Source organism: Burkholderia sp. Ed8 (genome assembly GCF_040761425.1).
In the GTDB taxonomy this organism is placed as follows: Bacteria; Pseudomonadota; Gammaproteobacteria; order Burkholderiales; family Burkholderiaceae; genus Burkholderia; species Burkholderia seminalis.
Genome location: NZ_CP142887.1, coordinates 188,398 through 202,619 on the forward strand (window position 1 = coordinate 188,398; position 14,222 = coordinate 202,619).

The following is a 14,222-nucleotide window of genomic DNA, read 5'->3' on the forward strand; positions in this document are numbered from 1 at the left end:
GCGGCGTCGACCGCTTTCGGGATTTTGATGTCGTTCCCGGCCGCGCGCGCGAAGAACAGGCGGCGGAATGTGTCGATGTCCATGTCGGCGCCGTAGCGTTGGACGTACTCGCGATAGTTCGCCTAGATCTTGGGCGAATAGCACATCGCCGTCTCCCATAAACGTTGCCCTTTCGACAGAGTATGGCGGTCAGGCGCGGGCCGAACAGAATTGCGGGGATCCCCACTCGGCTGTGAGGGGCCCTTGTTCTTGTAGACATCGAGGTGCGGAGTCGCGAGAGGGCAATTTGGGCGGGTGCAAGGCGCTTGACCGTTAGTTGCGTATTGGAATTCCCCCCTCGCTGCTAGCTATGCGGCCGACGTTCGTCGATGTTGCTGGCAGGCAGATGGGCGCGCACCCGCGCGCGCTGATTTCGGGGTGCGGCTTTGACGCGCCCCGAAATCTTTTGTCGCGCCGTTAGCGGTGCGGCGGCCGTCGGCCGCCGTAGCGCTTACGGCCTGCCGGAGGACAGCGTGTATGGTTCGGTGGGGTTAGCCAGGCAAGCGGGCAAGGCCCGCGTGAAGCCGCGGCTTGCCGCGGGTCGATATGGGGTATAGGTAGAGATAGGTTCTGACTAAGCCCCGACACTTAACGGCGAGCCGTCCCGACAGATAAATGCACTTATTCACAGCTGTAGGTGGTACCACAGCGCAGCGTCGCCAGAATCAGTGCCGCAAGCCCGCCCATCCGCTACAAAACACCAGCGACAAACGCCATTGCCCAGGATTCGCCCGAGCGCGGGCCTCGCGGTAGCGATGGAGAGAGGGAACCGCCTAGGTGCTAGGCGGGTGGAGCGAGCTGGTTACGCGCGCCCCGGAAACATCGGTCGCGATCCCAGTCGGGGTAGGTAGCTTTGAGTTCGCCGGCGCGGATCATGACCGCGCGCTCGAGCTCGGCGCGACGATCACTCTCGGAGAGCGTGCCTCGGGCGACAGCCTTAGCCTGAGCGGCCGCAAGCTTGTCGGTGAGCTGCGCGAGCAGTTGGCCCCCACCGGCGCCTACCTTCCGCTCCCGCTTGCGCGCGGCGTCCCGCCGGCGCTGCATGCGCAGGTGAGCACGTGTGCGCTCGTGCCGCAACCACTTGCCCAGGCCGAATTGTTCGAATAGCGCGGGCGTGACGTATCGAATCGCCGCCAACCCGCGATAGCGCGGCCCTTCGTCGCTGACCTCAACCTCGCATTGTGGCCGGCTCTTCACCAGCCGTGCGGTGACCAGGTCGCGCAGCGCGCGCTCGGCACGGCGCACCGAGAGACCCGCCTGCTCGGCCAGGTAGGGCAGGGTGAAATCCACCCAACCGCTCTGGGCCGGCACTGCGATACGCAACGTCGAGACGTCACAAAATTTGACGAGCGCTCGCACCAGTTGCACGCACGCGATGCGGCGCTCGCTGCGCTGCTGGCGGCGGCTTCCATTGGCCGCATTCAGGGCCGGCAACCAGGCCTGCGGCGTTTCGAGATATCGGCCGAGGCGCAACTTCAATTCGCGCAGCAGCCGAGGGCTGTTCGCCGGCGCCGGACACAGAATATCCGTCGGCCAAACGCGCGCAGGCAGCGCCATGCGTCGACTGCGGGCGTGCGTAGGCACAGCCATCCAGTCGTCGCTGGCGGCCGGACAGGTCGGATTCATCGGAGCGTGCGCCAGAATCGGCGACGTACCGGGAATCAGCCGAGTCATGAGCTGGTTCAGTCCGTGCCCGATACCCTCGAATTCTGGTTATCCGGGTCGACGCCGGCCGCTACCACGTAGCGGAGCGGAATCGCCGTTGCATCTGTTTTCAATGCCTCACCGGCAATACGGCCAATGTTGTTCTGGATCATCATCTGATGTGCTGATTCGTTAAGTTGCTGTCACATAGATGACGCTTGACAGGGCACGCTTCTGTTCTAGAATCCGAAACTTCTCGTGTGACGCCTGCGACGCTGAAGGTCCCTGTCGTACGTCGTCTTATTCGCGCCCCGATTGCACTCGGGGCGTTTTTTTGGCTTGTCTACCCACTCCTCCGTATTCGTTAGCGATACAAAACATTCCAAAAGAGTCGCTTTCAGTCCAGCGGAACCGGGCAACTCCATAACCAGTTGCACTCACAACCAGTTCGCCGGACGATCCTCATCGGTATAGGGCGGATCTTCATCGAACATCGGGGGCGGCTCATCGACGACCGGAGGCTCGGCGAACAGCCGAGTCGAATCCGGCTCCGTTTCGGGCGCCTTAACCGCCGCGGGCGTTCTGTTTTCGGGCTCGTGCGCAGTCGCGGGCCTCGGTGCCGCTACGGCATTGGTGGCCGGTGCCGATGCGAGCGGCTGCGGTTGCCGTTGGGCCTTGCGTGCCGCGTCGAAGGCGGTCAGGGGAAGCGGGGGCATCACTTCGGTCCCCGGCCGCCAGATCCATGAATCCAGCTCCGACTCCGCGATAAGCGCGTCGAGCTCGGACTGGTAGGCGGACGACACGTCGGCAGGCACAACGTAGAGCGCCGTACCGCGCTCGGCGTCGGTCAACAACGCCGTGGCGATTGGATGCTTCGCGGTCTGGTTGTACCGCAGGCACTTCTGGTACCGACGGGTGGCCAAGGCCTTCAGCAGCGCGATATCGGCGAGCGATTCGAACGGGATCCACGATTCGTTGGTCAGCATCATCGACACTTCCTGGACGGTAGCGATACCGGCCGCTGACAGGCTCGCGGTGGCGATGACCATGAGGTGGGTGCCTTCCGTGGCCGACCAGATCTCGAACTCCGACGCGAAGACTTTCTCGATCCGCTTCTTGGTCTTCTCGTCGACCATCAGGCCATAGTCGGGTAGATGCTTGATGACCAGCTTGAAGCCAAAGCGAGCGGTCGCGATTTCCTTGAGCTCACCGATCACCAGCACGAAGTGCGGCTTCCCGGACTCGGAAACAGAAATCCGGGCGAGATGCTCCGTGCGTCGCTGGGCGATGCGGTCCTTCTGGTCGCCGACGAACATCTCGGGGACGTACAGCATGTCCTCGAGGCTCATCTTCTTCGCGTTCTTGCCCGCAGCGGCCAACAGCAGATACTTGCGGACCACCGACCAGTTGCGCTTGCCGGCCATGGCCGGCGACCAGCGATTCAGGCCGGCCTGTTCCCAGAGGTAGTGCAGCAAACCCCGCAAGGTCAACTTCTTGCCATCCGTCTTGATGCTGTCAGGCTCGTCGCCAGAGGGCTCCGGCATCTCCCGCGCCGCGCCTTTCGCCAACGCGAAACCGAACTTGAGGGTGACCTCCCCGGACTCCGGATCCTCAACGATGGCCGCCCCCTCTACATCGCCATAACCGCTCAGGCCGGGCGGGGTTTCGTACGAGTCGCAGCCGAGCTTGTGCTTCGCGCCGGTACCGGGCATACGCTTGACCTGATAGCGCCCCTCGAAACGTGCGATGTACATCGGAATCGGCGGAGTCGAGCACAGGCAGAGCGGACGTGTCTTCGCCTCGTGCGCAGCTGGCAGTTTCGCAAGGAAACTATTGCTTCCCGCCTCATATTCCAACCCGTCCAATTCAAAGTTCTGCATGCCAGATCTCCTGGTTTAAACGGCGGCTGAGCGCTTCGCCAAGCCCCTCGAGGGCGCTTTGGCAGAGCGGGGCTCCGCCTCTCGGACATCCAGGCCGCGCGCGCGGGCCTCGATCAGCAACTGGACGAGTTCCACGGCCTCGTCGGCCGTCATGTCGCCGGCGATCGCCGCCGACACGATGCTGTGTGCGGTCACGGGTTTGCCACTTCGAAACACCTGATCGGTCATGGGTAGCTCCGGTATGGGGATGGGGTGGCTCAATCGCTGTCGGGCGGGACGTCGCCGAATACGGTGCCGAGCGCGATCGCACCGAGCAGTTCACGGGCGTAGGTAACCGACGGTATGGCGTCTCCGAAATAGGCATCGACGCCATACGGATTCGTACACCACAGACCTTCGCCGCTGACGAAGTCGAACGAGTGGCCGTCGACGTCGACCGATTTGCCCGCGGTCAGCGCGTGCACGAACGCTTCGGGCGTTGGAAGATCCAGCGCCGGCCAATCGCCGGCTTCGATTGCCGCCTTTGTTTTGGCACGTCGCTCGTCGGCCGCTTTTTCTCGCGCCAGCTCGCTCTCCGCTTCAGCCAAGGCCTCCGCCAGTTCAGCCTCGGCGTTGGCCTGATCGACCTGCGCCCAGTTGACGGCGCTTTCGAACGCATCTCGCAACACGGGCACGTCGGCGAGCAACGGCGAGCAACCGAGATCGTCGGCCCCGACCAAGACAAGATCTCGGCCGAGATCGCTCGCCCCATAGCGTGCCCGTTTCAGGAGTGCGGCCCGCGCTTCGGATCCTTCATCGGTGGTGCAGATCGCCATCGCGTAGTCGACGCGAGCCTGCAGCGCGCGCTCGAAAGCGATCGGCACGTCGGGATTGCGCAGACCGATGCCCGTTGCCACGTCCGGTCCAGCAGGAAGCTTCGAATTCATGGTGGTCTCCTTGGTTACCAGACGAATCCCGCGCCTACGCCGGCGGCCACGGTGCCGCGCGTATCGGTCGAGCCGTTCGCCTTCAGAATCCAGTGGCCGGCATACGTTGAAATGCCGAGCGCCATGGCGGACTGCCCCCCGTACGTCCCGCCCCCGATGGCCACCATGCTCTTTCCGGGCGCCGGCGCCTGGGGCAGACTGGCGATCGCGACAGCCGCGGCGATACCACCGTTGGCGTCCCGCCGGTCATGTTCGATGCGGTTGCTCAGGTTCGTCGCGGAGTCGTTCAGCTGCTGGACGTTGACGGCATCGGTCGGAGCCGTTCCGGCCGAGACGTTGGTGAGTGTTCGCGTCATACCAGTGGCCGCGTTTCCGATCGACACCGAATCGTTGCGGTCAGCCACTGAGCCAGCCCCAAGCGCAACGGCATTGGCGCCAGTCGCGTCAGCGCCGCTGCCGACCGCGATCGAGCCGCTGCCTTGGGCAATGGCACCCACACCGAGTGCAGCACTGCGATCGCCGATGGCCACCGCATTGCTGCCGATAGCCGTCGCGTCCGCGCCGGTTGCCACTGAACCGCCACCGGTGCTGTTAAACGCGGCATATTTGAGGCTGCCCTGACCGGGCTCGGGGAGGCTCTGACTGAACCTCGACGGGAGGATCGCGCCAAGCCGGGAAGAAAGTGCGTCGATCGCGCTGGTATTGGCGGCGACGTTCGCATTCGTCGCAAAGAGCTGAGCCCCGTTGACCGCATCTGCGCTGGCCGCTGATAACGAGCCAGGCGCCAGGTTATGAACGGTGACGGCCGCACCGGCTCCCAGCCCTCCAAGCGTCACGCTAAGTTTTGCGGGGTCGTCGTAAGACAGGGCGTTGCCGGCGATCGTATTGACCGTACCGATAACCTGATTCAACTGGCCGACATTGACCGCGTCGGTGACGTTCACACCCGCTGCCACGCCGGAGACGCGGCGCGCACCAGCCAAGCCGCTGACGTCGATGTTGGCGCCGCCGGTGCCGGCACCGATCGTAATCGCGCCGGCGCTCGAGCCGCCGCGTTGTTGCACGATCCCGACGGTACCCGTTGCGAGCTGGCCAGCCAGGGCGGAGACGCTCTGGTTCGTCGCGTACAGTTGCCGTCCCGAGACCGCGTCGGTGCTGTTCGCCGTCAAGGTCGCATCAGCAACGTTGGTCAAGGTGACAGGCGCACCCGCCGCACCGAAGGTGACGCGCGTATGCGAGGGATCGTCGTAGACGACCGCGCTCGCGCCGAGCGCCCCGGCCTGAGATGCCACGCCCTGCAGCTGCTGGAGGTTGACCGCATCGGTAGCGTCAGTCCCGGCGGCCACGCCTTTGACCTGGCGCGCGCCGGCGGTGCCGGCGATGTCAAGCGCCGTACCCCCGGTGCTGGCGCCGATAGCGATCGTGCCGGCGCCGGAACCGCCGGCTTGCTGCACCAGCCCAATCGTGCCGGCCGCTAGCCCCGACTGCAGCGCGGCGAGCGTCGCCCCACCGTTGGCGACGCTGCTGGACAACGAGGACACGGCGAAGCCCGTCGACGTCGACAGCGTTGCGATCGAGATCGCGTTGGTGCTGATCGCCTGGTTGGCGGTGTAGAGCTGCCGACCAGACACGGCGTCCGTGCTGGTGGTCGTCAGTGCCGCGTCTGCGACGTTGGTGAGCAGGACGGGCGATCCTGTGCTGGGGGCGCCGAGCGTGACGCGCGAATGCGTCGGGTCATCATAGGAGACTGCGCCGGCGCCCACGGCACCCACAGCGGCCGTTACGCCCTGCAGTTGCTGGAGGTTGACTGCGTCGGTGGCGCTCGTGCCGGCGGCTACGCCCTTGATCTGCCGCGCGCCCGCAGTTCCGCCGACGTCGAGCGCGGTGCCGCCGGTGCTGGCGCCGATCGTAATCGTGCCGATGCCGGCACCGCCGGACTGCTGAACCAGCCCGACTGTCCCGACCGCAAGACTGGACGCGAGGGCTGATACGCCGGCGTTGGCCGAGGACAAGCCGGTCGACAGCGATGCCAGGCCATGGGAGACGCCGGTCGAGAGGGAAGAAAGCGCCGTTGTCGTGCTAGTCGACAGGCTCGCGATCGAGACAACGTTGCTGGAGATGCCCGTGGAAAGCGAGGTCGATGCCGCCAGCGTTGACGTGGACAGGGCAGCGATCGCGCCGACGTTTGCATTCGTCGTCTGCTGGGCAGCATAGAGCTGCCGCCCCGTCACAGCGTCGGTGCTGCTCGCGTTCAACGAGGCGTCCGCGAGGTTGCTCAGGGTCACGGGCGAACCTGATGCACCGAGCGTGACGTGGGTATGCGACGCGTCGTCATAGCTAACTGCGCTCGCGCCGATCGCGCCCGTCTGGCCCGCCACGCTCTGCAGCTGCTGCAGGTTGACCGCATCGGTACCGTCGGTGCCCGCGGCAACGCCCTTGACCTGACGCGGTCCGGATGTGCCGGCCACGTCGAGGGACGTACCGCCGGTGTTGGCCCCGACCATGATCGGGCCACCGCCGGTCCCATCGGTCTGCTGGACCAACCCGACGGTTCCGGCCACCAGACCCGACGAGAGAGATGACACGGTGACGTTGGTCGAGGACAAGCCAGTCGACAGGAGCGAGAAAGTAGCAGCCGTGCTCGTTGAAAAGCTACCAAACAAGGCCGCACTATTAACCGCGCCCGTCGAAAGCGACGATGTGACCGCCTGCGTTGAAGTAGACAGTGCGGCGATCGAACCGCTGTTGGCATTCGTCGCCTGCTGCACGGCATAGAGTTGCCGGCCGGTGACCGCGTCCGTGCTGCCGGCGTCCACGGAGCCGTCAGCGAGGTTGGTCAAAGTGACTGGCACACCCGCCGCATCAAAGGTGATGCGCGTGTGGGACGCATCGTCGTAGACGACCGCACTCGAGCCGATTGCGCCTGTCTGAGCCGCCACGCTCTGCAGCTGCTGCAGGTTGACCGCGTCGGTAGCGTCTGTGCCTGCAGCCACACCCTTGACCTGCCGCGCGCCCGCGTTGCCGGCGACGTTGAGCACCGTACCGCCGGTACCGGCGCCGATTGTGATCGCGCCCGTGCCGGCACCGCCTGCTTGCTGAACCAGACCAACGGTCCCTGCAGCCAGACCGGACTGCATTGCCGAGAGTATCGCGCCATCGCCAGCCAGGCCAGTCGAAAGAGACGAGATCGATCGGCTTGTCGTTATCGACAGCGACGCGATCGCGCTCGACGTTCCCGTGGAAAGACTTCCGATCGTTTGAGCGGTCGACGTCGACAGCGATGCGAACCCGGCAGCGGTGTTCGTGGACAAGCTCGTGACCGTCGTGCCGATATCGGACAGACCAGTTGAGAGCGAACCAAAGCCCGATGCCGTGCTACTCGACAGGCTCGTGATGCTGGCCGTGTTGCTGGCGAGGCCCGTCGCCAGCGACGTGACAGACTGCGCGGTCCCGGTCGACAACGAACCTATCGCGCTGGCCATGCCAGTCGACAGGCTGCTGATATTTTGAGCGGTCGACGTCGACAACGACACGAACCCTGCAGCGGTGTTCGTCGACAAGCTCGCAACCGTCGCGCCGATGTCGGACAGCCCGGTCGAGAGCGATCCAAAGCCTGACGCCGCGCTGCTCGACAAACTGGTGACGCTGGCCGTGTTGCTGGCGAGGCCCGTAGACAGCGACGTGACAGACTGCGCGGTTCCGGTCGACAACGACCCAATCGCGCCCGCCGTCCCGGTGGACAGGCTGCTGACCGTTTGAGCGGTCGATGTCGACAGAGAAGAGAACCCAGCAGCTGTGCTCGTCGACAAGCTCGCGACCGTCGCGCCGACGTCGGACAGCCCAGTTGAGAGCGAACCAAAGCCTGATGCCGTGCTGCTCGACAGGCTCGTGATGCCAGCCGTGTTGCTTGCCAGGCCGGTTGACAGCGACGCGCCCGACTGCGCAATACCGGTCGATAAGCTGGCCACCGCCGTACCAGAGCTGGCCACGCTGGTTGAGAGCGAGCCTACTCGTGAGGCTACGCTGCTCGACAGGTTCGTGACGTTGGCCGTATTGCTCGCAAGCCCTGTCGATAGCGACGCTAAAGATTGTGAGGCGGTGGTGGACAGCGCAGCGAGCCCGGAAGATACGCCGGCAACTCCCGTGGCATTGTTCGCGGTCGCAGTCGACAGCGACGTCACGGACTGACTCGTCGACGTCGAGAGACTGCCAACTGCCTGTCCCATTTGATAGAGCTCGGATCCGTTAATGGCGTCAAGGCTTGTTGCACTAACGGTGCCGGCGGCAACATTAGTCAGTTGCCTCGGATTTTGCGGCGCGCCGAAACTCACCACCCCGTTGGACGTTGATCCCGCCACCGAGTAGCTCTGACCAGCAATACCGAAGCTACTAAGCGGGTGCGCGGCGCCCGTGGTGGATCCTGAGCCGATTGCGACATCTTGCGAATTGTTGGCGACGGCGCCGTTTCCGATCGCGACGGAACCATTACCCGCAGCGGTGGCGGCGGCCCCAATTGCCGTTGCATTCGTACTGGCCACCGTCGTATTACCGATCGCAACCGCATTGGTCTGCGCCGTGCTCGAAGTACCGAGTACGATCGAATCGGCTCCGGCCGCCGTGGACGCGTAACCAAAGCTCAACGATCGAGGACCGGCAGAGGTAACCGCCGTGCCGATCGCAACGGAGTAATCGCCAGAGGCAACGGCACCATTTCCGTTTGCAATCGCGCCGTCTCCGGACGTCTGAGCATGCACAGGACCAGCCATCGATGCGAGCGCCGCAGCGATCGTGATCGATAAACCACTTGGTGTAGGGCTTTTCGAAAATTTCATTACAATCCCCGCTTAACAACGAGTGTCCGGTCTACGGGACGTTTACGCCTGCGCTCGCGCAGGACCTGGAGCCCTCTGTTCCTGTCCTCCGCCAAGATTCCGGGAACAGAGGGGTTTGTTTCGGCAACATCGCCGGCGATCCGACGGTGCTGCCTTTGGTGAATCTCGAGCACGACACCCTCGAAGGCGTCGCGCAGCATCGGGATATCGGCAGTCAGGGGAGGGAATTCCCCATCGTGGACGCCAACGCACGCTCGAGTGGGTGCTATCGCGTGGTGCTGAGCCGCACGGTGATGGCTGAAGCACTCTGGCGAACCGGGGTCTGTCGTACAGACCGCATAGGCGCACGGGACACGCACCTTGAGTGCCCGCGCGAAGGGAGAAAGGGCGACCGTCATCGCGACGCCTCCGACTGCGACAGCAGTGCAGCAGCAATCACCGGAAAAGTGCGCTGCATCGGCGGATAGCAGATCTGGTTGATTGCGCAGCCTTGATAAGTCACCGTGAGGCCGAACATCTCGCGAGCATTGACCGGCACACGCAACGTCACTTCGCGCTCGAACACCTCCACCGGATGTCCTGCGCTCGGATCAGCGACGACCTTGCCAGTACCGTGCTGAATTGCACCGAGGTGCGCCCGACCGTCATCACTCGCGACCCGGAAGCGATCGCCGTAAAGTCGATAGCCGTCGGCGATCGCAAAATGGAGGACAACCGCGCCAGGTTCTTCGGTCATGCGAACTCGGAAAGCTTGCTCCGGCGAGAGAAACTGCTCGGCGTATGCGGGGCAAGCGAGGACACCGTTCAGGATCCATGCATGCAATGCCAACGACACGGCCACGACGAATCGGCGTAGAACTCGGGTTCGAGCAGTCATCATGCGCCTCGCTGCTTCCACGCCAATTCAGCGCGAGCGAGCCCATGCAAGACGGGCAGCGCCAGTAAGCTCCAGAAGTACACCGTCGCGCCCGCGACCATCCCGTCGAAACACAAGTCGAAAGCCGATTCGACCAATCCGGCCGCCGGGGAGTCGAAGTTCCAGACGATCATGATCATCAACAGCATGCAAATCAGATAGACAAACATGCCGAAACTGCGCAAACCGCGTTGCGCACGACGGAGTGCGCTCCATGTGCCCGGTCGCGTGCACGTCGAGCGTAAAGCCGGCAAGAACATTAACGTCGTAACAAACGCCGCGATGAACAAGGGTTCCGTGCTATTCCAGAATCCGAGCGCATCAACGTAAGCAATGGGCGCAATCAACAGCCAGGTAACGAGCGCCAACACCGCGAGCATGATTCCCACATGTCGACGATGAACGGGAGGGTGAGGGAGGGGACGCAAATGCATACAGCTTTCTCCATTACATGCCGCGTATTTGTCGGATTCCATCGTGGCGTTCAGTTCGTCGAAACGCTGATCAAATAACGCAGGGCGTCCTGACTGCCGGCCGCTGCGGCTTGACGCATGAGTCGCATACCGATCTCCCGATCCGCATCGGCCACGGCCATCGGACCGCCTAAATCCGCGTGCTTTTGCAGGCGCGTACGAGCAACCAGGTACATCGCGGTCGGCTCGCCGGCGTCCGACTCCGCCTGAAGCAAACCCGGATAGTCCCGATTGAAATGAACGGCAAGCCACGTACCGGCAGAACGATTCCCGCCGTTAAACGCGGACTCCATCGCAGGTCGCATGTCGAGGTAGTCGCGCGAGCGAGCCCAAGACTGCAAGGGCCCGTTCGTGCCGGTGATGGAGAACAGGCAAGCCGCCGTCACCATCGCGACCGCCACGCCTTTCAGCTTGCGTTGAGCAGCGGGATCAGGATTGGTCAGGATCAGCGTGCCGTCAGGCCATGTGATCGAGGCGGCGGCTCGCCGGCGCTCGGCGAAAGATGCGCGATATCGATTCATTGGGGGTGCCTTAACAGAAACACGATTTAGGGAAAAAAGGCCAGCCGGGCTCACCGGCTGGTGCCAAAGGAAGTGCGAAATGGGTATACACACTTCCGGGGATCAATTCAGTGGTGGCACTTACTGGCCGATGCCTCCCTTGGCCACGTCGGTGGTCTCGGCAAACGTGTATTTCTTGACGACGCCGCTGTCGTCGAACAGCACGGTCAACGTCTTCTTCCGCACGTCAGCGCCATGTGCAAACGCACCGACGATCGGCACGAAGTTGATAGCGTGCGGCGTGGCGTGAGCCAGCTCGTATGTCCAGATCTCGAGACCCGAATCGGTGAACGTGGTCTTGTTCGGTGAACCGAAAGCATCCTGAACGTCCTGCTTCGTGCTCTTGCCCTGCTGGATTTGGGCCTGAACGCTTGATTGCGTCGCGGATTCGAGGTGCTCGTTGCCGGTGGTCGCGCAACCGACAAGTAACGCAGTGCCCGACAAGGCGACGATCAGGAGCGTGTTCTTCGTGAATTTCATGGTCTTCCTCTTGGTGTGGTCAACAGTCAAAAAATGGCGGTGATTCGTTGCTGGCCTAGTACAGGCGGCCGGATCGCTCTGCTTCACATACAGCGCGGTACCAGTCGTCCATGTGGCGCCTGACCTGCAGCTCGACGTAGCTGATGTACGGTCGCCACCACGCGTAGAACAGCGAAGCGACGAGGCCAGCGAACGCGTACATCGGCAGCGCCGTGCGCGGCTCGACGACGATCGGGTAGTCCAGGTGGAATCCGTTGGAGATCAGTCGCCCCCAGAGCAACAACGCCGGTGCCCATGCCAACCAGCACAGCGCGAGCCACTGCACGACGTAACGTGTCGCCCAATCGGCTTCGGTACGCAGCAGTCTCGGACTGGTCCACAGCCGACGGCGAATGTGTCGACGTTCGGCCAGATAGAGCCGCGTAAAATGTGGAACCGGACGCGCACGGCGGGGGCGATTGAAAATAGACATGGCGGCCCCTATCGCTCGATAGAAAGCTGGTGGTCGTGTGATCGGTCTGCGCGTTCTGCTTCGTGATCGCGCTCCTTGACCTGGTGCAGCGCGCTATCTGGCGAATACTGAATCGCGACCTGCTCGCCGACCTCCACGTCGCGGGACAATCGATCGCGCGGATAGACGATGCCGACGGTCTGACCGATCTTGACCAGCGAGTGGTGCGTCGAGTTGGCGAGCACCTCGCCGCGGTAGTGGCGCTCCAGCTGCTGCGCATTGCGCAAAATCAGGTTGTGGTGATCGCCGGCCAGGCCGATCGCCCGGCGCGAAACGTCGTCCGGCACGTCACCCTCGGGTAGCTGGCCGCGATGGATCTGCTCGGACAGGTTGGCGCGTTCGAGTTCGCTGTGGGGAACCGTGCTGATCGAGGTCCGCGTTTCGAGGTGGTGGTAGGCCGCGTCGAGCTCGGGGAAGAGGGCGAGCGCCTGGTCACGACCCAGCGTGTCGAACGCTCGGCCGCGCTCCGCGTCGCGTGCGTGGTCAACGGTACGCCGGCGCGGCGCGCGCGCCGTATCGACTTCGACCTCCGTCTTTGCCTGATCCGGTTGGTGTGCAGACGGCAGAATGGCCCGTTCGCGTACCGGCTCTATGCCACCCGGATCGACGACTACCACACGACCGTCCACGATGCCCAGATTGTCGACGCCCTGATCGCCCCAGTGGTAACCGCGCTGACGAAGCGCATCGGCGGTGCGCGCGACGTCGGCCGATGTCACGCCTCGCATTTCGGCGCGGGGCATGATTTCGTATCGCAGATTGCCTTCGGTGCCGCTCGCCACCGGCTGCAAGACCTCGGGAATTTTTGGCCGAACGGCAAGATCGCCGGTACCGAGCCGCACCACATGCTTGTCGTCGGCCGCCAGCACGACCGACGACGCGCCGGCGTCCAGCGGTGTCAGGTGAGTCATCCCGTGCGAGCGAAGCCTGGCTTCGAGCGCGGGCAGATGACGCGACGCGGCGATTTCCTCGGCGACCGGATCGGGGAAGCGGCCACCGAGGTTCGGCACGTCACGGGTCATTGACCGGAGGACGTCGCGCAAGCCACGCTCCGGCGCCGGCCGCGCATCCGCAGACGCCCCGTTGGCCAGTGCTTGCGCATCCCTCTCCCGGACGCGTAGCGCCTGTTCACGACGCAGCGAGATGTCGGCAATCTCCGGTGCCGGCGCACCTCGCCCTGTACGAGCGTCACGAATGTCATCGAGCATTTGAACGTGATGGGCTATCTCGTCGCGGGTCATCGGACGCTCGCGCTCATGCACGATCGACGCGGCGGCCGCTTGCGGCTCGCGCCATTCACCCTGATGCAGTTCGTTGCGGTAGACCTCGCGGTGATGCCGATCGAGGATCAAGATTCGATCCACTGCCTTCTCTCGCTCGAGCAACGCGACCGTCTCGACCATGCCGGCATACGCCTGGTCGTGCTGCTCGGGATTGACAACCCGCCCCACGCCCGTCGTCGCGATTTCTCGCTCGGTACGCATCTGCGCACGTGTGAGCGACACCTCGGCGGGCATAGCGACGCCCCGAACCTCCAGCGTGTAGCCGCGCTCCTTGAGCCGCCGTGCCAGATTGCGCAGGCTATCGGGGTTGCGCATCGTCCCGTCGACCACAAGATCACGCCGCGCGTCGGATGCGGCCGTGGTTAGCCGGCCGGCCCATCGACCGGCGTCGGCATGCGTCAAGTCAGCCGCGTGTCGCGGATCTTCGCGAAGAAGCCGGCTGTACTGCGGCAAGTTCTCCCTCATGCGATCCGCGTCGATCAAAACGGCACCACCGCGTTCGTTGAGTTCCCCCATCGCCTGACGCGCGAGGGCCGTCTTGCCGGCACCGGGCTGGCCGCCGATGAGGATCGCCTTCGGTTCAGCCTGCTCGCGACTGCCGTCAATCGCCTCGCGCTCCACGCGCGCATACGCGCGCTGCATCACGACATCCGGAAAATTGTCCATGATGGGCTCCGG

12 protein-coding genes are annotated in these 14,222 nt (G+C 64.0%); all 12 read right to left on the minus strand.

Translation table 11 applies throughout. From position 1 onward, the window contains the following. Window positions 1–819: 819 nt before the first annotated feature. Window positions 820–1,713 (minus strand): Crp/Fnr family transcriptional regulator, encoded by an 894-nt coding sequence (locus VXM69_RS32480; protein WP_367190256.1) that lies wholly within the window; start codon window positions 1,711–1,713, stop codon window positions 820–822. A gap of 8 nt (window positions 1,714–1,721) precedes the next feature. Beyond that, window positions 1,722–1,859, minus strand: coding sequence for a hypothetical protein (locus VXM69_RS32485; protein ID WP_175028068.1), 138 nt, complete (start codon window positions 1,857–1,859; stop codon window positions 1,722–1,724). A gap of 261 nt (window positions 1,860–2,120) precedes the next feature. Next, window positions 2,121–3,563, minus strand: coding sequence for a DUF1173 domain-containing protein (locus VXM69_RS32490; RefSeq protein WP_367190257.1), 1,443 nt, complete (start codon window positions 3,561–3,563; stop codon window positions 2,121–2,123). Window positions 3,564–3,578: 15 nt separating this feature from the next. After that, a complete protein-coding gene (locus VXM69_RS32495) occupies window positions 3,579–3,791 on the minus strand; it encodes a hypothetical protein (RefSeq protein WP_058904043.1) in 213 nt (70 codons plus the stop codon). Between the two features lie 29 nt (window positions 3,792–3,820). Then, a complete protein-coding gene (locus VXM69_RS32500) occupies window positions 3,821–4,489 on the minus strand; it encodes a hypothetical protein (protein ID WP_175028066.1) in 669 nt (222 codons plus the stop codon). Window positions 4,490–4,503: 14 nt separating this feature from the next. Further along, complete coding sequence (locus VXM69_RS32505) at window positions 4,504–9,321, minus strand: YadA-like family protein (protein ID WP_367190258.1); 4,818 nt, start codon at window positions 9,319–9,321, stop codon at window positions 4,504–4,506. A gap of 394 nt (window positions 9,322–9,715) precedes the next feature. Beyond that, entirely contained in the window at window positions 9,716–10,201 is a 486-nt protein-coding gene (locus tag VXM69_RS32510; protein ID WP_367190259.1) for a protein-disulfide reductase DsbD N-terminal domain-containing protein, read from the minus strand. Further along, window positions 10,198–10,617, minus strand: coding sequence for a hypothetical protein (locus tag VXM69_RS32515; protein WP_367190260.1), 420 nt, complete (start codon window positions 10,615–10,617; stop codon window positions 10,198–10,200). The genes VXM69_RS32510 and VXM69_RS32515 overlap by 4 nt, the downstream gene beginning before the upstream one ends. Window positions 10,618–10,721: 104 nt before the next feature. Next, entirely contained in the window at window positions 10,722–11,231 is a 510-nt protein-coding gene (locus tag VXM69_RS32520; protein ID WP_367190261.1) for a hypothetical protein, read from the minus strand. A gap of 120 nt (window positions 11,232–11,351) precedes the next feature. After that, a complete protein-coding gene (gene bamE / locus VXM69_RS32525; protein WP_058904131.1) occupies window positions 11,352–11,750 on the minus strand; it encodes an outer membrane protein assembly factor BamE in 399 nt (132 codons plus the stop codon). A 55-nt stretch (window positions 11,751–11,805) separates the two neighbouring features. Next, window positions 11,806–12,222, minus strand: coding sequence for a hypothetical protein (locus VXM69_RS32530; protein WP_226230460.1), 417 nt, complete (start codon window positions 12,220–12,222; stop codon window positions 11,806–11,808). An 8-nt stretch (window positions 12,223–12,230) separates the two neighbouring features. Further along, window positions 12,231–14,210 carry a zeta toxin family protein gene (locus VXM69_RS32535; protein WP_175028061.1) on the minus strand — a complete coding sequence of 660 codons (1,980 nt, stop codon included), beginning with the start codon at window positions 14,208–14,210 and terminating at the stop codon, window positions 12,231–12,233. Window positions 14,211–14,222: the final 12 nt, after the last annotated feature.

Coding starts and splice junctions, on each gene's coding strand:
- bamE (WP_058904131.1), bottom strand. CDS start 11,750: ATGAAATTCACGAAGAACACGCTCCTGATCGTCGCCTTGTCGGGCACT.
- VXM69_RS32515 (WP_367190260.1), bottom strand. CDS start 10,617: ATGCTCGCGGTGTTGGCGCTCGTTACCTGGCTGTTGATTGCGCCCATT.
- VXM69_RS32485 (WP_175028068.1), bottom strand. CDS start 1,859: ATGATGATCCAGAACAACATTGGCCGTATTGCCGGTGAGGCATTGAAA.
- VXM69_RS32495 (WP_058904043.1), bottom strand. CDS start 3,791: ATGACCGATCAGGTGTTTCGAAGTGGCAAACCCGTGACCGCACACAGC.
- VXM69_RS32505 (WP_367190258.1), bottom strand. CDS start 9,321: ATGAAATTTTCGAAAAGCCCTACACCAAGTGGTTTATCGATCACGATC.
- VXM69_RS32500 (WP_175028066.1), bottom strand. CDS start 4,489: ATGAATTCGAAGCTTCCTGCTGGACCGGACGTGGCAACGGGCATCGGT.
- VXM69_RS32510 (WP_367190259.1), bottom strand. CDS start 10,201: ATGATGACTGCTCGAACCCGAGTTCTACGCCGATTCGTCGTGGCCGTG.
- VXM69_RS32530 (WP_226230460.1), bottom strand. CDS start 12,222: ATGTCTATTTTCAATCGCCCCCGCCGTGCGCGTCCGGTTCCACATTTT.
- VXM69_RS32480 (WP_367190256.1), bottom strand. CDS start 1,713: ATGACTCGGCTGATTCCCGGTACGTCGCCGATTCTGGCGCACGCTCCG.
- VXM69_RS32490 (WP_367190257.1), bottom strand. CDS start 3,563: ATGCAGAACTTTGAATTGGACGGGTTGGAATATGAGGCGGGAAGCAAT.
- VXM69_RS32520 (WP_367190261.1), bottom strand. CDS start 11,231: ATGAATCGATATCGCGCATCTTTCGCCGAGCGCCGGCGAGCCGCCGCC.
- VXM69_RS32535 (WP_175028061.1), bottom strand. CDS start 14,210: ATGGACAATTTTCCGGATGTCGTGATGCAGCGCGCGTATGCGCGCGTG.